Raw genomic sequence first — 18,050 nt, 5'->3', positions numbered from 1 at the left:
GAGGCCCATGCCTCTGGCTTCAATGAATATCAGGCGGCGCCAAACTCATAGCTGAGCGCTTTTTCACGCTCCGCGGTCAGTGCCTTGACGATCAGTGGCTCGACCGACAGGTAGTCTTCTTCGTCCATAGTCATGATGGCGGAGCCGTTATAGATGTCGACACTGGATGCAGTCCACTCGACAAACAGTACCTTGGTCGGTTGCGCCGCAGCCATGTACTGCACGGCCGCGATTGCCATGGTGATCGTACCGTCCTTGTCCTCCAGAGCACTCGACATGCAGAAGTTGCCGCCTTCCGCTTTCTTGGTGTTGCGTTCAAAAACTGTCAGCGCTTGCGGGACATCTTTCAGTGCGTCCATGGTGGTGTCTGCCACGTCCTTGAGTACTTTCAAGACGGCTGCACCCTGACCCACCGCCGCTGTCAGCGCGGTATTGATGATGCTCAGCGCAATGTTGTCCATGGTCAGTTTCGTGGAGGTGGCCTTGTAACGATTGTAAGGCTGACTGAAGGCAAACCAGCCCGACAGTTTCATCAGTCGCATGAATTCGTTGTAACGCTGTTCCTTCTGGCTGGCGGAAGGGTATTTGAGCAAGGACACCAGATCGGCGTACATATACGTATTTTTAACAATGCGCTTGCTGCGCTTGGACATACTTTCGTCAAAACCGGCAATGCCTGTCCCCATAATGGCCGCGTTAAGTTCATCCTTGTCGACCGGGAGTGTCGCGCCAGCGGAAAACTTCATTGCACGCGGAGCAGGCCGCGCGGCGATAAAATCATTACACTCTTGAATCAAAGCTACACGTTGCTCCGCGGCAACTACCTGCTTGGTAAATTCGTTCACAACATCCATTCCTTTAATTAAACCAATTACGCCCTCATGGCGAAAACTAACAAGCCAAAAAAAATTTATCAAACTCCATAGCATTCTAGACATTTCAAACAACACCGAAAAACAAGAGCTCACTATCACCTCATCAACTCGATTTCCTTCCTCCTCATCTCTTTTACCGCGTCACTCAGGCCAGACCGATGCTGGTCCATTTTTTTTGAAGTGACCACTAACCGTCTGGATTGAATATCAAGCTTGGACATTGAATGGTCTACCTCCCAGAACAGGTACCTGGAGCCCCAGTTATTGCTCAGCATGCGCACATTGCTGATGACCATTTCCAGTTCCTGACTGGAATTATAAAAGGCAGGAGAAAAGCTAAAGTCGCCCAACTTCCTAGTACTTTGAGTCAGCAGATCCAGCCCTTCAGGATGAGTTTCGAGCAGTTTGAAGGTCTCTCTCATCTGACTGATTTTTCCCCTGCTCAACAGCGTCGACATAGATTTCGCCCAGATATCGAGAACATTCCCGGAAAAGTTATTTTCCACGACAATTACTGGTGCACCTTCCAATTCCCAGCCTACGGACCAGAGTGTTCCCGAATAAAACTCAAACCAGTCGACCGGACGACGTTGTCTGTCATGACGTAGATTCGCCTGATACTCCGCCCATCGCATGCTGTCCTTGATGTATTGCTTTTCTTGATGACTCACTCCAGAGAAAAAAGCCAACAAGTTGCTTTCCACGACACTGGAACTACTCACTTCCATAAACTGCTCCATAGCCGCCCCGCCTCCAAGTACACACTCACATTTAAACCCTCACATCATAAAAATAAATGACAACATCAAACGCAACCTGAAAAACAGGAAGAACACCGAAACTAACAACAAACAAACCCTCTCAACAAATAACAACTTCGACACTTGATGTCCGAGCCTCGTAAAAATGCAAGGCAGCCAGTTCGAGACAGCCGCGTTATCATGTCGCCCATCCACGAAAAACCCATGATGAGGATCCGCATGACCCCTTGGCTGACGGTTGTAGGCATTGCTGAAGACGGTTTCAAAGGTCTTGGCAAAAATGCCCGGCGCGCCCTGCTGAGCGCTTCGCGGATCGTCGGCGGTCAGCGTCAGCTGGATCTGCTGCCGGTGTGCATCCGTGGCGAGCGCCAGTTGTGGCCAAGCCCGTTTTCGCTGGCTCCGGTTCTAGACCGCCATGGCGAAGCAGTGTGCGTGCTGGCCAGCGGTGATCCGATGTTCTACGGCGTTGGCGCGAGTCTGGCACGGCAGGTGCCGGGGGCCGAGATGCTGATTCTGCCGGCACCGTCCTCTTGCTCGCTGGCAGCGGCCCGACTGGGCTGGCCGTTGCAGGACGTCAGCGTGCTATCGCTGGTGGCTCGCCCGCTTGCGGCCCTCAACGCACAACTGTTTAGCGGCGTGCGCCTGTTGCTGCTGAGCAACGACGGTCAAAGCCCTGCGGCCGTTGCGGCATTGCTGCGCGAGCGCGGGTTCGGCGCCAGTCGCCTGAGCGTCCTGGAACATCTGGGCGGCAGCGCCGAGCGCCGGATCGACGGCACCGCCAACGACTGGAATGACCCGGTCATTGCCGACCTCAACGTGGTCGCCATCGAATGTCTGGCGGATCCAGGCACTCCGAGCCTGTCGCGCCTCGCCGGCCTGCCGGACTCTGCCTTCCGGCATGACGGCCAACTGACCAAACGCGACGTGCGCGCTATCACCCTCGCCCGCCTCGCACCGACCCCGGGCGAACTACTGTGGGACGTCGGTGCGGGCTGCGGCTCGATCGGCATCGAGTGGATGCGCGCTCACCCGAGCTGCCGCGCTCTGGCCATCGAGGCCGATGACGGTCGCCAGCAGTTGATTGAACACAACCGCGATGCGCTGGGTGTTCCCGGCCTGCAGCTGATTCGCGGCCGCGCACCGCAAGCCCTCGCCGGACTGGAACGCCCGGACGCGATTTTCATCGGCGGCGGCGTGACCCGCGAAGGCGTGCTGGAAACCTGCTGGGAACAACTCAAACCCGGTGGCCGATTGGTCGCCAACGCGGTGACCCTGCAAAGCGAAATGACCTTGATGAGCTGGCGCGAACGCCACGGCGGCGAACTGACCCGCATCCACATCGCCCAGGCGCAGCCCCTGGGCGAGTTCGACACCTGGCGCCAGGCCTTGCCGATCACCCTGCTCGATCTGGTCAAACCCCTCGATGCGTGACGAAACCGCCGAACAACCCGCACCCCTGCGCAGCGGCCTGACCACCGGCAGCTGCGCCACGGCCACCAGCCTCGCCGCCGCGCACCTGCTGCTCGGCGGAGTGGTGGCGGACGCCGTGCAGATCGTGTTGCCCAAGGGCAAGCAGGTGCAGATGCGCCTGGAGTTCTGTCGGCTGACCGATGACGGCGCCGAAGCGGGAACGATCAAAGATGCCGGCGACGACCCGGACGTTACTCACGGCGCCCTGCTCTATTCCCGCGTGCAACTGATGGCCGAGCCGGGGATTCGCTTCATTGCCGGCAAAGGCGTGGGCACCGTCACCCGCCCGGGGCTGGTGCTGGGCGTCGGCGAACCGGCGATCAATCCGGTGCCGCGCAAGATGATCAGCGATCACCTGACGCTGCTCGCCGAAGAAACCGGCTATCGCGGCGGCTTCGAGGTGACGGTCAATGTCGAGGGCGGCGAAGCCTTGGCACTGAAAACCATGAACCCGCGCCTGGGCATTCTCGGCGGCCTGTCGATCCTTGGCACCAGCGGCATCGTCCGGCCGTTTTCCTGTGCGGCGTACATCGCCTCGATCCATCAAGGCATCGACGTGGCGAAAACCAACGGCTACCTGCACATCGCCGCCTGCACCGGCAACGCCAGCGAAGACACTATGCGTCGGGTCTACGACCTGCCGGAAATCGCCCTGATTGAAATGGGCGATTTCGTCGGCGCCGTGCTCAAGCACCTGCGCAAGGTGCCTGTGGATAAACTCAGTCTGTGCGGCGGCTTCGGCAAGATCAGCAAACTGGCGGCCGGGCACATGGATCTGCACTCACGACATTCGAGCATCGACCTGCCGCAACTGGCCGACTGGGCGGCGGCGATTGGCGCTGACGACACCTTGCAGCAATCCATTCGCGGGGCGAACACCAGTCAGCAGGCGTTGGCGATGGCCAGTGCGGCGGGTGTTGCGCTGGGCGATGAAGTTTGCCGCCATGCACTGGAATTCGCCCGCAGCGTGGTCCCGGCGCAGGTGCAGGTCGAGGTGTTTGCGATCGACCGTCAGGGCGGCATCGTTGGCCGCGCGGGAGCTTTTGTATGAAACGGATCTTGTTGCTGGGCGGCGTGACTGAAGCGTTGGCCATCGCGCGCACTTTGGGGCCGGAACACATTTACAGCCTGGCCGGAGTGGGCCGGGTGCCGACTGATCTGACGTGTCAGGTGCGCGTCGGCGGCTATGGTGGTGCCGAAGGTCTGGCGCAGTTCATTCGCGATGAAGGCATCGATCTGCTGCTCGACGCGACCCATCCGTACGCCGCACAAATCAGCCACAACGCCGCCACCGCTGCGCAACACACCGGCATCCCCTGCTGGGCCCTGCGCCGCCCCGCGTGGCAACCACAACCGGGCGATGACTGGCGTGAAGTTGCCGACTGGGCGGAACTGATCGCCGCCCTCGCCCCCTTCCGCCGCCCGCTGTTCACCCTTGGCCGCGAACCGCTGCAACACCTCGATGAAATCCCGGCGCACCAGTTCTGGACCCTGCGCGCCCTCGACGCCTACCCCGGCAACGAGCGCTGCGAAGTCATCGGTGCCCGTGGGCCGTTTCTGCTGGAGGATGAGCGGGCGCTGTTCGAACGACGGCAGATCGACGTGCTGATCAGCAAGAACAGCGGCAGCACCGCAACCGAGCCGAAACTGGACGTGGCGCGGGCGCTCGGGGTGCCGGTGATGGTGTTGAAGCGGCCGGAGTTGGCGGGGGTTGATAGGGAGTTTGGGACGGTTGCTGACGTCATCTCGGCTCTTGAAAAACGTGATCGGGGCTGAGTTTTTTCCTCTCGCGATAGCTTCAGTTGTTGACGCAAGTCCCATGCAATGCAAATTCGAGCCGCTACACTCTCTTGAAAGTACGCTGCGACACCAAACCGCACGACGCTTTTTTACTTATCGGCCCTGATCAGGCTAAATAGCCGCGCCTGATCGCCCACCCTACGGATCTGTCCCATGAACCGACACCGGCTCGCATTTGCCTGGATCGCCTGCTTTGCAGTGCTGTTCAACATGCTCGCCATGCCGTTGACGGGAGCGATGGCGCAGGCCACGCAGACGCCGGCCGAGCAGTTGCTGTGGAGCAGTTTCTGCACCGGCAGCGGGACGAAGATGGTGGCGATCGACATCGGCAGCCTCGATCAGAAAGCGCCGCAAAGCGGTGACAATCATTCGACCATGCAGCATTGCTGGTGCTGTTCCGGATCGGCACCGGTGGTGGCGTTGCCGGGGCATTCGCCGCAGCTGTATTTCGCCCAATACGAAAGCAATCGCAGTGTGGCGCCCGCCGTGCTGCAAACCCCGACACCGCGCCAGCAATGGCCGAGCCTCAATCCCCGCGCTTCCCCTCTGGTTTGATTTGTTCCCGCATTTGACCTGCGTTTCAAATCGTTCTGGAGAACTGCCATGTTGAACAAACTCATCGTCATCGCTGCGCTGTTGCTGCCTGCGTGCTTCGCCCATGCCCACGAATACAAGGCCGGCGAGCTGGAAATCGCCCACCCGTGGTCGCAGGAACTGCCGCCGAATGCACCGACCGTTGCCGCGTATTTCATCATTCACAACGCTGGCAAAACCGCTGACCGCCTGCTCAGTGTCGATTCGCCCATCGCCCCGACAGCGGAACTGCACGAACACGTGATGCAGGGCGATCTGATGAAGATGCAACAAGTGCCGAACGTGGCCATCCCGGCCGGTGGAAACGTGACCTTCGCGCCGATGGCCTATCACGTGATGCTGATGAATCCGACCGACCGCAGCCTGTTGGTCGACGGCAAGCGCTTCCCGCTGACGATGCATTTCGAAAGGGCCGGTAACGTAACGGTCGAAGTCGCCGTGCAGAAGAAACCACCGCAGGACATGCCGGAACACGCGCACGCCCAATAACAGTTCCGGCAGACTCCGCCCGTGCGCCCGCGCAGCGCCGGGGCATCCGTGCAACGCCGTCAGACCGAACACCTGACACGCGGCAGCTGGATCGCCCTGTTCGCCATGTTGATGATCTTCATCGGCCCGCTGATTTCTCAGTCGATGCCGATGGATCAGCACGCCTCGACATCCATGCCAATGAGCATGGATATGGCGGGCATGGATCACTCCGCGCATGAAGCGAAACCCTCGGCCGAGCACTGCCCGCCGCAATCTGCCCACCATGTGCTGTGGGAAAAATGCGGCTACTGCAGCCTGCTGTTCAACTGCCCGGCGCTGACCGGTGGCGGCACTTTTGCCACGTTCAGCATCGCCCACGTCAACACCTTCACCCCACCCTCCCCGCGTCTGGGCCATGCCCGGCAGACCTTCTTCCCTGGCGCCCGCAGCCGCGCCCCGCCCGTCGCAGCGTAAACACCCACCTCTGATTGCACACGGTTGAGAAGACAGCTTCAGGCTGCCGGCCGTGTCGTTTACGACTGTTTGATGGAAATTGTCATGTCCAGGTTTTCTGCTGTCCTACGCTCGGGTTCTGCCCCGGCGTCCTTCGCCCTGAACGAATCGCGCATCCGTTTCAGGCACGCTACCGCCGTCCTTTGCGGCGTCCTGCTGTCCCCGCTGGTCCACGCCGATGAACACGCCGGCCACGCTGAAGAACTGAGCCCGACGGTGATCACCGCCATCGCCCCAAGCTCGCCGCTGACCATCGTCACCAACCCGAAAGACCCGCGCCAACCGGTGCCGGCCAGCGACGGTGGTGACTACCTGAAGACGATTCCCGGCTTCGCCCTGGTGCGCAACGGCGGCACCAACGGTGATCCGGTACTGCGCGGCATGTTCGGCTCGCGCCTGAACATCCTCACCAACGGCAGCATGATGCTCGGCGCCTGCCCCGGCCGGATGGACGCGCCGACCTCGTACATCTCGCCCGAGACCTACGACAAACTCACCGTGATCAAAGGCCCGCAAACCGTGCTCTACGGACCGGGCGCATCCGCCGGCACGATCCTCTTCGACCGTGAGCCGGAAAGCTTCGGCGAACTCGGCACCCGCGTGAATGCCAGCGTACTGGCCGGCTCCAACGGGCGCTTCGACAAAGTCGTCGATGCGGCGGCCGGCGGACCGCTGGGCTACGTGCGGGTGATCGGCAACACCGCGCACTCCGACGACTACCGCGACGGCAATAACGACACCGTCGCCTCGCGCTATGACAAGTGGAACGGCGACGTGGCGCTGGGCTGGACCCCGGACGCCGACACCCTGATCGAACTCACCGCCGGCAAGGGCGACGGCGAGGCGCGCTACGCCGGACGTGGCATGGACGGCTCGCAATTCCTGCGCGAAAGCCTCGGTCTGCGTTTCGAGAAATCCAACATCACCGACGTGCTGGAGAAGCTCGAAGCCCAGGTCTACTACAACTACGCCGACCATGTGATGGACAACTACACCCTGCGCACGCCGTCCGGCACCGGGATGATGGCAGGTCCCATGGCGTCCAACGTCGACCGTCGCACCCTCGGCGCGCGGATCAAGGCCACCTGGCGCTGGGCCGATATCCAGCTGATCACCGGCCTCGATGCGCAGACCAACGAACACCGTCAGCGCAGCGGCATGGGCATCGATACCTACAAGGATCAGCCATACACCAAGGACGCCAATTTCCATAACTACGGTGTATTCAGCGAGATGACCTGGTACGCCGCCGACCGCGACCGGCTGATCACCGGTGCCCGGATCGACCGAGCTTCGGCCAAGGATTATCGGCAGACCACCGGCTCGGGAATGATGTCCCGGCCGAACCCGACCGCCGGCGATACCCGCGCCGACACCCTGCCAAGCGGCTTCGTGCGTTACGAGCATGACCTGGCCGACAGCCCGACCACGCTCTACGCCGGCCTCGGCCATGCGCAGCGGTTCCCGGATTACTGGGAGCTGTTCTCGCCCAAGTCCGGACCGTCCGGCTCGGTCAATGCATTCGATTCGATCAAACCGGAAAAAACCACCCAGCTCGACTTCGGTGTGAACTACAAGGATGCCGACCTCGAAGCCTGGGCCTCGGGCTACATCGGTGTGGTGCGCGACTACATCCTGTTCGACTACACCCCGACAATGATGGGCATGAGCACCTCCCGCGCCGAAAACATCGACGCGCGGATCATGGGCGGAGAACTCGGTGCCGCTTACAAACTCAACGACAACTGGAAAGCCGATGCGACCCTGGCCTACGCCTGGGGCAAGAACAGCAGCGACGGCAAAGCCTTGCCGCAGATGCCGCCGCTGGATGCACGTTTCGGCCTGACCTACAGCGAAGACAACTGGAGCGCCGGCGCACTGTGGAGGGTGGTTGCCGCGCAAAACCGTATCGACCAGAACAAGGGCAACGTGGTCGGCAAGGATTACGACAAGAGTTCGGGCTTCGGCGTGTTCTCGCTCAACGGTGCCTACCGGATCAACAAAAACTGGAAGGTCAGTACCGGCGTCGACAACCTGTTCGGCAAGGCTTACGCCGAACACCTCAACCTGGCGGGCAACGCCGGGTTCGGCTACCCGGCCAACGACCCGCAAGCCATCAATGAACCGGGGCGCACGCTCTGGACCAAGGTGGACATGAGTTTCTAACCCTCAAGGGCACTCGCTCCCCTTGAGGAGCGAGTGACACCAGACAACTAGAAGATCCAAGCCAAGCGGAGCACTCGTGATGAAACAGCCCAAACCGAACTTCTACAACCTGGCCTGGCGTTGGCATTTTTATGCCGGATTGTTCGTCGCGCCATTCATGGTGATGCTGGCCCTGACCGGCATCATTTACTTGTTCAAGCCACAGCTTGATTCGCTGATGTACAGCAGCCTGCTGAACGTCCCCGCCGGGCATCACACCGTGCCGGCCGATGACTTGCTGCAAAAGGTCAAAAGCGCTTATCCACAGGGCCAGGTCACCCAGTACCTGCCACCCGCGAACGCCGAACGCAGCGCGCAATTCGTGGTGAAGAATGCCGGCCATGAGCTGAACGTGTTCGTCGATCCGTACCACGGCGACATCCTCGGCGAGCAGGATGCCAAGCAGAACCTGCAGGCGCTCGCCCGAGCGATCCACGGCGAACTGATGATCGGCACCGTCGGTGACCGATTGATCGAACTGGCCGCCGGCTGGGGCGTGGTGCTGGTGGTGTCCGGGGTTTTCCTGTGGTGGCCGCGCGGCCAGGCCGCGGGGATTCTGTGGCCACGTCTGAACAGTCGCGGTCGCGTGCTGTGGCGTGACCTGCATGCCGTTACCGGATTCTGGGGCGCGGCGTTGCTGCTGGTGATGCTGCTCAGCGGCATGACCTGGACCGGCTTCTGGGGCAAGCAGTACGCCCAGGTCTGGAACGTGTTCCCGGCGGCGATGTGGAACAACGTGCCGACCTCCGACGTCGAGGCCGGCAGCCTCAACAACGCCGCCCGCCAGACCGTCCCGTGGGCCATGGAAAACACGCCGATGCCGATGTCCGGCGACCACGCCGAACACATGGCCCACGGCGGCATGCAACACGGCCCCGCCGCGCCGATCATCAGCCTGCAAGACGTGCAGAACATCGCCATCGAGCGCAAGGTCGAGCCGGGCTACAGCATCACGATGCCGACCACCGCCACCGGCGTGTTCACCATCGCCGTGTTCGCCGACGATCCGCGCAACGATGCGACCCTGCACGTCGATCAGTACACCGGCAAAGTGTTGGCCGATGTGCGCTTCGAGCAGTACGGTGCTGTTGCCCGCGCTACGGAGATCGGCGTGATGCTCCATGAAGGCAAGATGTTCGGCACCTTCAACCAGATCATCGTGCTGCTGATCTGCCTGATGATCCTGCTCAGCGCCGTCAGCGGCGTGGTGATCTGGTGGAAGCGCCGGCCACAGGGCAAGTTCGGTGTTCCGCCGCTGCGCCACGATCTACCGAAATGGAAAATCGGGGTGGCTATCATGCTGATGCTGGCGGTGGTGTTTCCGCTGGTGGGCGCTTCGCTGGTGGTGGTTTGGGTGCTGGATCGACTGCTGCTGTCGCGTCTGGGCCGACAAGCTGAATCTGCCTCAACTTCATCATGAGACTGGCGAGATGCAGGTTTCAGACAAGTCCTTAAACTGCCGGACCTGATATTCGGCAGATTTAAGTGTTACTGTATAACCAAATTTCAGCTCATTGCCCGCCGCCCACGCTGCGGGCTTTCTTTTGCGCTGACCGACTGCGGGCGATGGAACGGCCGGATTCACTTCATGGACTTCAAGCTGAACAACACATGACCTCACTGTCCCTCACCGATCTCGCCTGGTCCCCCCTGGGCCACGACCGCTGCCATCACCAGTTCCAGCTGCGTGACGCCTCGTTACAAGTGGCCGCCGGTGAGTTCGTCGGGCTGATCGGGCCCAATGGCAGCGGCAAGACCAGCCTGTTGCGCTGCGCCTACCGCTTCAGTCAACCGGAGCACGGTGAGGTCAAACTCGAGCACCACAACGTCTGGAAGCAATCCTCACGCTGGTGTGCGCAACGCATCGCCGTGGTCCTGCAGGAATTCCCCGATGCCTTCGGCCTGACCGTCGAAGAAGTGGTCGCCATGGGCCGCACGCCGCACAAAGGCCTGTTCGATGGCGACACGCTGCAAGACCGCCAGCTCGCCACTCAGGCCCTCAAGTCCGTGGGTCTGGACGGCTTCGAAGATCACGCGTTCGCCACGTTGTCCGGCGGTGAAAAACAGCGAGTGATCCTGGCCCGCGCCCTGACCCAGCAACCGCAACTGCTGATCCTCGACGAGCCGACCAACCACCTCGACCCGCGTTATCAGCTGGAGCTGCTGCAGCTGGTCAAGCGTCTGCAGATCGGCACGTTGGCGAGCATCCACGACCTGAACCTGGCCGCCGCGTTCTGCGACCGGTTGTATGTGATCAACCACGGTCGCATCGTCGCCAGCGGCACCCCGCAAGAAGTGCTCACGGTTGAATTGCTGCGCGACGTGTTCGGCGTCGAAGCATTGATCGATCCACACCCCCTCCACGGCTACCCGCGAATCACCTGGATAACCCGACCATGACTGTGCGTTCCTTGCTTTGCCTCGCTCTGTTGCTGGGCACCACCCAAGCCTTTGCCGAGGCCACGAAGTACCCGCTGACGATCCACAGCTGCAACCGCGAAGTGACCTTCAAGGAAGCGCCGAAACACGCGGTCAGCCACGACATCAATATGACCCAGATGATGCTCGCCCTCGGCCTCAAGTCGAAGATGGCCGGCTACAGCGGCGTCAGTGGCTGGAAGTCTGTGACGCCGGAAATGCAGTCGCTGCTCGACGGTTTGCCGGAGCTGGCAGCCAAGTACCCGTCGGTGGAAACGTTGCTCAACGCCAACGTCGACTTCTTCTTCGCCGGCTGGGATTACGGCATGCGCGTCGGCGGCGATCTCACGCCGCAGACCCTGCAACCGCTGGGCATCAACGTCTATGAGCTGACCGAGTCCTGCGCCTTCGTGATGAAGCATCCGGCTGCCACTTTGGAAGACACCTACAACGACCTGCGCAACCTCGGCAAAATCTTCGACGTGCAGGATCGCGCCAACGCACTGATCGCTGACATGCAAAGTCAGGTCGCGGACATCCGCAAAGACCTGCCCGCCGAGAAACCGCGGGTGTTCCTGTACGACAGCGGCGAAGACCGCGCCATGACCTCCGGCCGCCTCGGCATGCCGCAAGCGCTGATCGACGCTTCTGGTGGGCGCAACATCCTCGATGACGTCGATGCGAGCTGGACGCGGGTCAACTGGGAAACGGTGGTCGAGCGCAATCCGCAGGTGATCGTCATCGTCGACTACAGCGAAATCACCGCCGAGCAGAAGATTGAATTCCTGCTGAAGAACAAGGCCCTGCAATCGGTGGACGCGATCAGGAACCAGCGCTTCATCGTCATCCCTTACGTGCAGGCCACGCCAGGGATCGACAACGTGCTGGCGGTTGAAACCCTGGCCAAAGGGTTCCACGGCGAATGATCAATCGTCGTTACGGCTGGCTGCTGATCGCCCTCGGCGCGGCGCTGCTGGTGTCGTGCGTGGTGTCGCTGGGCTTCGGCCCGGCGCGGGTGCCGGTGGACGTGGTGGGGCGGATTCTGCTGTACAAACTGTTCGGCCTCGGCGCGCCGGACTGGAGCGCCGGCCAGGAACACATCGTCTGGCTGATCCGCGTGCCGCGCACGCTGCTCGGTGCACTGGTCGGCGCCGGGCTGGCGTTGATCGGTGCCGTGCTGCAAGCGGTGACGCGTAATCCGCTGGCCGATCCGCACCTGCTCGGTGTCACCTCCGGCGCCACCCTCGGCGCGGTGATCGTGGTACTGCACGTCGGTGAAATCGTCGGTCTGCTGACCTTGCCGATTGCCGCGTTCATCGGCGCATTGTTGAGCATGTTTCTGGTGCTGGGCATCGCCAACCGTCAGGGTCGGCTGGACAGCGATCGCCTGTTGCTGTGCGGCGTGGCGGTGTCGTTCGTGATGATGGCGATCGCCAACCTGCTGCTGTTCATGGGCGATCACCGGGCCAGTTCGGCAGTCATGTTCTGGATGCTCGGCGGCCTCGGTCTGGCGCGCTGGGAGTTGTTGGCCGTGCCGGCACTGAGCGTGTTGCTCGGGTTGACTCTACTGCTGGGCATGGCCCGACCGCTGAACGCCTTGATGGCCGGCGAACAGACCGCCGTCACCCTCGGCCTGAATGCTAGAGCGGTGCGTCTACGGGTGTTCGTGATCGCTTCGCTGATGACCGGGGTGCTGGTGTCGATCAGTGGCTCTATCGGTTTTGTCGGCTTGATGGTGCCACACATTGCCCGGCGTCTGATCGGTGCTGAACATCGGCGCCTGCTGCCAGTCTGCGTATTGCTCGGCAGCGTTTTCCTCGTCTGGGTGGACGTCGCCGCCCGCACGCTGATCGCCCCCGAAGACCTGCCCATCGGCGTCGCCACCGCAGCGCTCGGCGGGCTGTTTTTCATCGGCCTGATGCGCCGCCGCTGAATCCACTGGGTGCGCCCCAATCTGGCGCACCCCGCTGCACCTTTGCATGCAACACGTCCCCTCGTGGTGCGCCGACTCCGTGCGCATTCGCTCTAAACCGACACTTTCCTGCCCAAACCCGACCGGGCACAGCCCTTGCAAAACACCCTTCAGTCGTTCGCATCTGCCAACCATAAAAAACTTTAACGTTCGTGGAGATCGCACAATGAAGCGTCGCAGTTTGATCAAGGCTTTCACACTCACGGCATCCATTGCCGCGATGGGCATGACCTGGACGGTACAGGCCGCCGAGACCATCAAGGTCGGGATTCTGCATTCGTTGTCCGGCACCATGGCGATCTCCGAAACATCGCTCAAAGACATGGCGTTGATGACCATCGACGAGATCAACGCCAAGGGCGGGGTGAACGGCAAGATGCTTGAACCGGTGGTGGTCGACCCGGCGTCGAACTGGCCGCTGTTCGCGGAAAAAGGCCGGCAGCTGTTGACGCAGGACAAGGTGGCGGTGGTATTCGGTTGCTGGACTTCGGTGTCGCGCAAATCGGTGCTGCCGGTGTTCGAAGAACTCAACGGCCTGCTGTTCTACCCGGTGCAATATGAAGGCGAAGAAATGTCGCCGAACGTGTTCTACACCGGCGCCGCGCCGAACCAGCAAGCGATCCCGGCGGTTGAATACCTGATGAGCGAAGAAGGTGGCGGCGCCAAGCGCTACTTCCTGCTCGGCACCGACTACGTCTACCCGCGCACTACCAACAAGATCCTGCGTTCGTTCCTGCATTCCAAAGGCGTAGCGGATAAAGACATCGAAGAGGTCTACACCCCGTTTGGCCATAGCGACTATCAAACCATCGTCGCCAACATCAAAAAATTCTCGGCCGGCGGCAAGACCGCTGTGATCTCCACCGTGAATGGCGACTCCAACGTGCCGTTCTACAAAGAGCTGGCCAACCAGGGCCTGAAAGCGACCGACGTACCGGTGGTGGCGTTCTCGGTGGGCGAAGAAGAACTGCGCGGTATCGACACCAAACCGCTGGTGGGCAACCTCGCGGCGTGGAACTACTTCGAGTCGGTGGAGAACCCGGTGAACAAGAAGTTCGTCGATGACTGGAAAGCCTACGCGAAGAAACACAACCTGCCGGGCGCCGACAAAGCGGTGACCAACGACCCGATGGAAGCCACTTATGTCGGCATCCATATGTGGGCGCAAGCGGCGGAAAAAGCCAAATCCACCGACGTCGACAAGGTCCGCGAAGCCCTCGGCGGCCAGACTTTCGCTGCGCCGTCCGGCTACACCCTGACCATGGACAAGACCAATCACCACCTGCACAAACCGGTGATGATCGGCGAGATCCAGAGCGACGGTCAGTTCAACGTCGTGTGGCAGACCGAAGGGCCGATCCGTGCGCAGCCTTGGAGCCCGTTCATTCCGGGTAACGACAAGAAGCCGGATTATGCGGTGAAGAGCAACTGAGTTAACCCGCTCAACCTGATCGTTCCCACGTCGAGGCGTCGAACCGTCTGCGTGGGAACGATCACCAAGCAAGGCCATTTCATATGCCCACTGCCCTTTACCGCTTGATCCTGGCCCTCGCACTTTTGCTGCCGATGGTCACCCACGCCGGGGACGCCGAAGACTTCGTCGCCGCCAACCCGATGCAACAGGCCAAACTGCTGGAAGCCTGGGCCGCGCAGCCCGAACCGGCCCGTGTCGAACTGATCAACGCCCTGCAACAAGGCGAACTGACCCTCGACGGCCAAACCAAGACCCTGCGCCTGAACAACCGCCTGCGGGGTCTGATCGACACCGCACTGGCCAGCCACCAATTGCTCGCCGCCGACGCCAAAACCCGTCTGAGCGCCGCGCAACAATTGCAGAAAAGCGCCAAACCGGCGCAGCTGAAATTCCTCGACCGGCAACTGGCTGGCGAAACAGATGAAAGCGTTCACGCCGCCCTGAGCCTGGCGCTGGCCAACCTGCAACTGGTCGACACTGACCCGGCGGTACGTCTTGCGGCTGTGCGGCTGCTCGGTGAAACCGGCGACCCGCTGGCCCGCACTCGCCTCGAAGGCCTGCTCGAACCCGGCGTCGAAGCCGACGCCAACGTGCACACCGCCGCCGAAACCAGCCTCGCCCAGGTCAAACGCAAACTGCTGATCGGCGAACTGCTCGGCCAGGCGTTCAGCGGCATGTCACTTGGTTCGATTCTGTTGCTTGCAGCCTTGGGACTGGCGATCACCTTCGGCCTGCTGGGTGTAATCAACATGGCTCACGGCGAGATGCTGATGCTCGGCGCCTACTCGACTTACGTCGTGCAGTTGATGTTTCAGCGCTACGCGCCGCAGGCCATCGAGTTCTATCCATTGATCGCGCTGCCGGTGGCGTTTTTCGTCACTGCCTCCATCGGCATGGCCCTGGAGCGCACGGTGATTCGTCACCTCTACGGCCGCCCGCTGGAAACCCTGCTCGCCACCTGGGGCATCAGCCTGATGCTGATTCAGCTTGTCCGGTTGCTGTTCGGTGCGCAGAACGTTGAAGTGGCGAACCCGGCATGGCTGTCCGGCGGGATTCAGGTGCTGCCGAATCTGGTGCTGCCGTACAACCGCATCGTGATCATCGCCTTCGCCTTGTTCGTAGTGGTGCTGACCTGGCTGCTGCTGAACAAGACCCGCCTCGGTCTGAACGTGCGCGCCGTCACCCAGAATCGCAACATGGCCGCCTGCTGCGGTGTGCCCACCGGGCGTGTCGACATGCTCGCCTTCGGCCTTGGCTCGGGCATTGCAGGACTCGGTGGCGTGGCCCTGAGCCAGATCGGCAACGTCGGCCCGGATCTGGGCCAGAGCTACATCATCGACTCGTTCCTGGTGGTGGTGCTCGGCGGCGTCGGCCAACTGGCCGGCAGCGTATTCGCCGCGTTCGGCCTGGGCATCGCCAACAAGATTCTCGAACCGCAGATCGGTGCGGTGCTCGGCAAGATCCTGATCCTCGCGCTGATCATTCTGTTCATCCAGAAACGTCCGCAAGGCCTCTTCGCACTGAAAGGACGGGTGATCGACTGATGAACCAGCCTCTACTAGTCACGGCCACACAAAAGGCCGGACCCAAAGTCACCCTCGCTGTCGGTGCCGTCGTTCTCGCGCTACTGATCGCGCTGCCGCTGTTTTCGTTGTTGCCACAGGACAACGCGCTGCACGTCTCGGCCTACACCCTGACGCTGGTCGGCAAGATCCTCTGCTACGCCATCGTCGCCCTGGCGCTGGATCTGGTCTGGGGGTATGCCGGTCTGCTTTCGCTGGGCCACGGTCTGTTCTTCGCCCTTGGCGGGTATGCGATGGGCATGTATCTGATGCGTCAGGCCGCCGGCGATGGCTTGCCGGCGTTCATGACGTTCCTGTCGTGGACCGAGTTGCCGTGGTACTGGAGCGGCACCGGCCACTTCCTCTGGGCGATGTGTCTGGTGGTGCTGGCGCCGGGGTTGCTGGCGCTGGTGTTCGGCTTTTTCGCCTTCCGTTCGCGGATCAAGGGCGTGTATTTCTCGATCATGACCCAAGCCCTGACCTTCGCCGGGATGCTGCTTTTTTTCCGCAACGAAACCGGTTTCGGCGGCAATAACGGCTTCACCAATTTCCGCACGATCCTCGGTTTCGGCATCACCGAACCCGGCACCCGCGCCGTGCTGTTTCTGGCAACGGTGTTGCTGCTGGTGGCGAGCCTGTTCATCGGTTGGCGCCTGGCCCGCAGCAAGTTCGGCCGGGTGCTTACCGCGCTGCGCGATGCGGAAAACCGCCTGATGTTTTGCGGCTACGATCCTCGCGGTTTCAAACTGTTCATCTGGGTGTTGAGCGCGGTCTTGTGTGGCTTGGCCGGCGCGCTGTACGTGCCGCTGGTGGGGATCATCAACCCCAGCGAAATGTCGCCGACCAACTCCATCGAAGCCGCCGTGTGGGTGGCTCTTGGCGGGCGCGGCACGCTGATCGGCCCGCTGCTTGGCGCCGGTGTGGTCAACGGCATGAAGAGCTGGTTCACCGTAGCCTTCCCCGAATACTGGCTGTTCTTCCTTGGCGCGCTGTTCATCGTCGTGACGTTGTACCTGCCCAAAGGCGTGATCGGTCTGCTGAAGAAACGAGGTGAATCATGAGAGTCACAGCGAGCGCTGAATTCATGCTGGAGCCAGCCTTCTTCCCGCCTCTGGAACCGAACAAGGACGCCGGCACCAGCCGTGATGCGCTCGGTCTCGGCCAGCGCGTCGGGCCGGGACTGAACACCCGTCACGGCACCATCCTGACCCTGGAAGACATCAGCGTCAGCTTCGATGGTTTCCGGGCGCTGAACAATCTGAACCTGTACATCGGCGTCGGCGAACTGCGCTGCATCATCGGCCCCAACGGCGCGGGCAAGACCACGCTGATGGACGTGATCACCGGCAAGACCCGCCCCAGTCATGGCAAGGCATGGTTCGGCGAAACCCTAGACCTGACACAGATGAGCGAAGTGCAGATCGCCCAGGCCGGCATCGGGCGCAAGTTCCAGAAGCCGACGGTGTTCGAAGCATTGAGCGTGTTCGAAAACCTGGAATTGGCGCAGAAGACCGACAAGTCGGTGTGGGCCAGTCTGCGAGCGAAGTTGAGCGGCGAGCAGAAAGACCGGATCAGCGAAGTGCTCGACACCATTCGCCTGATTACTTCGGTCAACCGTCCGGCGGGGCTGCTGTCCCACGGGCAGAAGCAGTTTCTGGAAATCGGCATGTTGCTGATGCAGGACCCGCAATTGCTGTTGCTCGACGAACCGGTGGCCGGCATGACCGACGCCGAAACCGAGTTCACCGCCGAACTGTTCAAGTCACTCGCCGGCAAACATTCGCTGATGGTGGTGGAACACGACATGGGCTTCGTCGGCTCGATTGCCGACCACGTCACCGTGTTGCATCAAGGCAGCGTGCTGGCCGAAGGATCACTGGAGCAGGTGCAGGACAACGAGCGCGTGATCGAAGTCTATCTCGGGCGCTGAAGAGG

At 61.4% G+C, this 18,050-nt stretch carries 17 protein-coding genes; 15 read left to right on the top strand and 2 right to left on the bottom strand.

The genetic code is table 11. The annotated features are described in order from the left end of the window. Positions 1-29 precede the first annotated feature (29 nt). Together CAF87_RS19910 and CAF87_RS19905 are read right to left on the bottom strand one after the other, a co-directional pair. On the bottom strand, positions 30-845 hold the full coding sequence (locus tag CAF87_RS19910; protein ID WP_139831736.1) for a hypothetical protein: 816 nt from the start codon (positions 843-845) through the stop codon (positions 30-32). 125 nt (positions 846-970) lie between these two features. Continuing rightward, positions 971-1,603, bottom strand: coding sequence for a hypothetical protein (locus CAF87_RS19905; RefSeq protein WP_085741434.1), 633 nt, complete (start codon positions 1,601-1,603; stop codon positions 971-973). Positions 1,604-1,855: 252 nt separating this feature from the next. Here CAF87_RS19905 and cbiE point away from each other — a divergent pair, with 252 nt between their 5' ends. The 15 genes from cbiE to urtD all read left to right on the top strand — a co-directional run bounded on the left by cbiE (position 1,856) and on the right by urtD (position 18,045). Further along, positions 1,856-3,067, top strand: coding sequence for a precorrin-6y C5,15-methyltransferase (decarboxylating) subunit CbiE (cbiE, locus tag CAF87_RS19900; RefSeq protein ID WP_085732721.1), 1,212 nt, complete (start codon positions 1,856-1,858; stop codon positions 3,065-3,067). Beyond that, the gene (locus CAF87_RS19895) at positions 3,060-4,157 is read left to right on the top strand and encodes a cobalt-precorrin-5B (C(1))-methyltransferase (protein ID WP_085732720.1); all 1,098 of its coding nucleotides are present in this window, start codon (positions 3,060-3,062) and stop codon (positions 4,155-4,157) included. The genes cbiE and CAF87_RS19895 overlap by 8 nt, the downstream gene beginning before the upstream one ends. Further along, on the top strand, positions 4,154-4,882 hold the full coding sequence (locus tag CAF87_RS19890; protein ID WP_085732719.1) for a cobalt-precorrin-6A reductase: 729 nt from the start codon (positions 4,154-4,156) through the stop codon (positions 4,880-4,882). The genes CAF87_RS19895 and CAF87_RS19890 overlap by 4 nt, the downstream gene beginning before the upstream one ends. Before the next feature lie 177 nt (positions 4,883-5,059). Further along, positions 5,060-5,461: a DUF2946 domain-containing protein gene (locus CAF87_RS19885; RefSeq protein WP_085732718.1), complete on the top strand. Its 402-nt coding sequence runs from the start codon at positions 5,060-5,062 to the stop codon at positions 5,459-5,461. A 48-nt stretch (positions 5,462-5,509) separates the two neighbouring features. Next, complete coding sequence (locus CAF87_RS19880; RefSeq protein WP_085732717.1) at positions 5,510-5,989, top strand: copper chaperone PCu(A)C; 480 nt, start codon at positions 5,510-5,512, stop codon at positions 5,987-5,989. A 21-nt stretch (positions 5,990-6,010) separates the two neighbouring features. Next, positions 6,011-6,445 (top strand): DUF2946 domain-containing protein, encoded by a 435-nt coding sequence (locus CAF87_RS19875; protein WP_085732716.1) that lies wholly within the window; start codon positions 6,011-6,013, stop codon positions 6,443-6,445. Between the two features lie 84 nt (positions 6,446-6,529). Next, on the top strand, positions 6,530-8,650 hold the full coding sequence (locus tag CAF87_RS19870; protein ID WP_085732715.1) for a TonB-dependent copper receptor: 2,121 nt from the start codon (positions 6,530-6,532) through the stop codon (positions 8,648-8,650). 79 nt (positions 8,651-8,729) lie between these two features. Further along, positions 8,730-10,109: a PepSY domain-containing protein gene (locus tag CAF87_RS19865; RefSeq protein WP_085732714.1), complete on the top strand. Its 1,380-nt coding sequence runs from the start codon at positions 8,730-8,732 to the stop codon at positions 10,107-10,109. A gap of 191 nt (positions 10,110-10,300) precedes the next feature. After that, complete coding sequence (locus CAF87_RS19860) at positions 10,301-11,089, top strand: ABC transporter ATP-binding protein (RefSeq protein WP_085732713.1); 789 nt, start codon at positions 10,301-10,303, stop codon at positions 11,087-11,089. Then, positions 11,086-12,033 (top strand): ABC transporter substrate-binding protein, encoded by a 948-nt coding sequence (locus tag CAF87_RS19855; RefSeq protein ID WP_085732712.1) that lies wholly within the window; start codon positions 11,086-11,088, stop codon positions 12,031-12,033. Before CAF87_RS19860 ends, CAF87_RS19855 begins: the two co-directional genes overlap by 4 nt. Beyond that, positions 12,030-13,040 (top strand): iron ABC transporter permease, encoded by a 1,011-nt coding sequence (locus CAF87_RS19850; protein ID WP_085732711.1) that lies wholly within the window; start codon positions 12,030-12,032, stop codon positions 13,038-13,040. The genes CAF87_RS19855 and CAF87_RS19850 overlap by 4 nt, the downstream gene beginning before the upstream one ends. 205 nt (positions 13,041-13,245) lie before the next feature. Further along, entirely contained in the window at positions 13,246-14,511 is a 1,266-nt protein-coding gene (gene urtA / locus CAF87_RS19845; protein ID WP_085732710.1) for an urea ABC transporter substrate-binding protein, read from the top strand. An 83-nt stretch (positions 14,512-14,594) separates the two neighbouring features. Beyond that, complete coding sequence (urtB, locus tag CAF87_RS19840) at positions 14,595-16,097, top strand: urea ABC transporter permease subunit UrtB (protein WP_085732709.1); 1,503 nt, start codon at positions 14,595-14,597, stop codon at positions 16,095-16,097. Then, a complete protein-coding gene (gene urtC, locus CAF87_RS19835; protein WP_085732708.1) occupies positions 16,097-17,176 on the top strand; it encodes an urea ABC transporter permease subunit UrtC in 1,080 nt (359 codons plus the stop codon). The genes urtB and urtC overlap by 1 nt, the downstream gene beginning before the upstream one ends. Next, positions 17,173-18,045, top strand: coding sequence for an urea ABC transporter ATP-binding protein UrtD (gene urtD, locus CAF87_RS19830; RefSeq protein ID WP_085732707.1), 873 nt, complete (start codon positions 17,173-17,175; stop codon positions 18,043-18,045). Before urtC ends, urtD begins: the two co-directional genes overlap by 4 nt. The last annotated feature ends 5 nt before the right edge of the window (positions 18,046-18,050 follow it).

Origin of the sequence: Pseudomonas sp. R38(2017) (genome assembly GCF_002112395.1) — a bacterium.
In the GTDB taxonomy this organism is placed as follows: domain Bacteria; phylum Pseudomonadota; class Gammaproteobacteria; order Pseudomonadales; family Pseudomonadaceae; genus Aquipseudomonas.
Note: the sequence above shows the minus strand (reverse complement) of the source record. Positions and strands in the feature narration are given on the sequence as shown.

Excerpts from the sequence above, each read along its gene's own strand:
- CAF87_RS19890 (WP_085732719.1), top strand. The coding sequence starts at position 4,154 with ATGAAACGGATCTTGTTGCTGGGCGGCGTGACTGAAGCGTTGGCCATC.
- CAF87_RS19895 (WP_085732720.1), top strand. The coding sequence starts at position 3,060 with ATGCGTGACGAAACCGCCGAACAACCCGCACCCCTGCGCAGCGGCCTG.
- CAF87_RS19865 (WP_085732714.1), top strand. The coding sequence starts at position 8,730 with ATGAAACAGCCCAAACCGAACTTCTACAACCTGGCCTGGCGTTGGCAT.
- urtA (WP_085732710.1), top strand. The coding sequence starts at position 13,246 with ATGAAGCGTCGCAGTTTGATCAAGGCTTTCACACTCACGGCATCCATT.
- urtB (WP_085732709.1), top strand. The coding sequence starts at position 14,595 with ATGCCCACTGCCCTTTACCGCTTGATCCTGGCCCTCGCACTTTTGCTG.
- urtC (WP_085732708.1), top strand. The coding sequence starts at position 16,097 with ATGAACCAGCCTCTACTAGTCACGGCCACACAAAAGGCCGGACCCAAA.
- CAF87_RS19855 (WP_085732712.1), top strand. The coding sequence starts at position 11,086 with ATGACTGTGCGTTCCTTGCTTTGCCTCGCTCTGTTGCTGGGCACCACC.
- CAF87_RS19885 (WP_085732718.1), top strand. The coding sequence starts at position 5,060 with ATGAACCGACACCGGCTCGCATTTGCCTGGATCGCCTGCTTTGCAGTG.
- urtD (WP_085732707.1), top strand. The coding sequence starts at position 17,173 with ATGAGAGTCACAGCGAGCGCTGAATTCATGCTGGAGCCAGCCTTCTTC.
- CAF87_RS19850 (WP_085732711.1), top strand. The coding sequence starts at position 12,030 with ATGATCAATCGTCGTTACGGCTGGCTGCTGATCGCCCTCGGCGCGGCG.
- cbiE (WP_085732721.1), top strand. The coding sequence starts at position 1,856 with ATGACCCCTTGGCTGACGGTTGTAGGCATTGCTGAAGACGGTTTCAAA.
- CAF87_RS19870 (WP_085732715.1), top strand. The coding sequence starts at position 6,530 with ATGTCCAGGTTTTCTGCTGTCCTACGCTCGGGTTCTGCCCCGGCGTCC.
- CAF87_RS19880 (WP_085732717.1), top strand. The coding sequence starts at position 5,510 with ATGTTGAACAAACTCATCGTCATCGCTGCGCTGTTGCTGCCTGCGTGC.
- CAF87_RS19860 (WP_085732713.1), top strand. The coding sequence starts at position 10,301 with ATGACCTCACTGTCCCTCACCGATCTCGCCTGGTCCCCCCTGGGCCAC.
- CAF87_RS19905 (WP_085741434.1), bottom strand. The coding sequence starts at position 1,603 with ATGGAAGTGAGTAGTTCCAGTGTCGTGGAAAGCAACTTGTTGGCTTTT.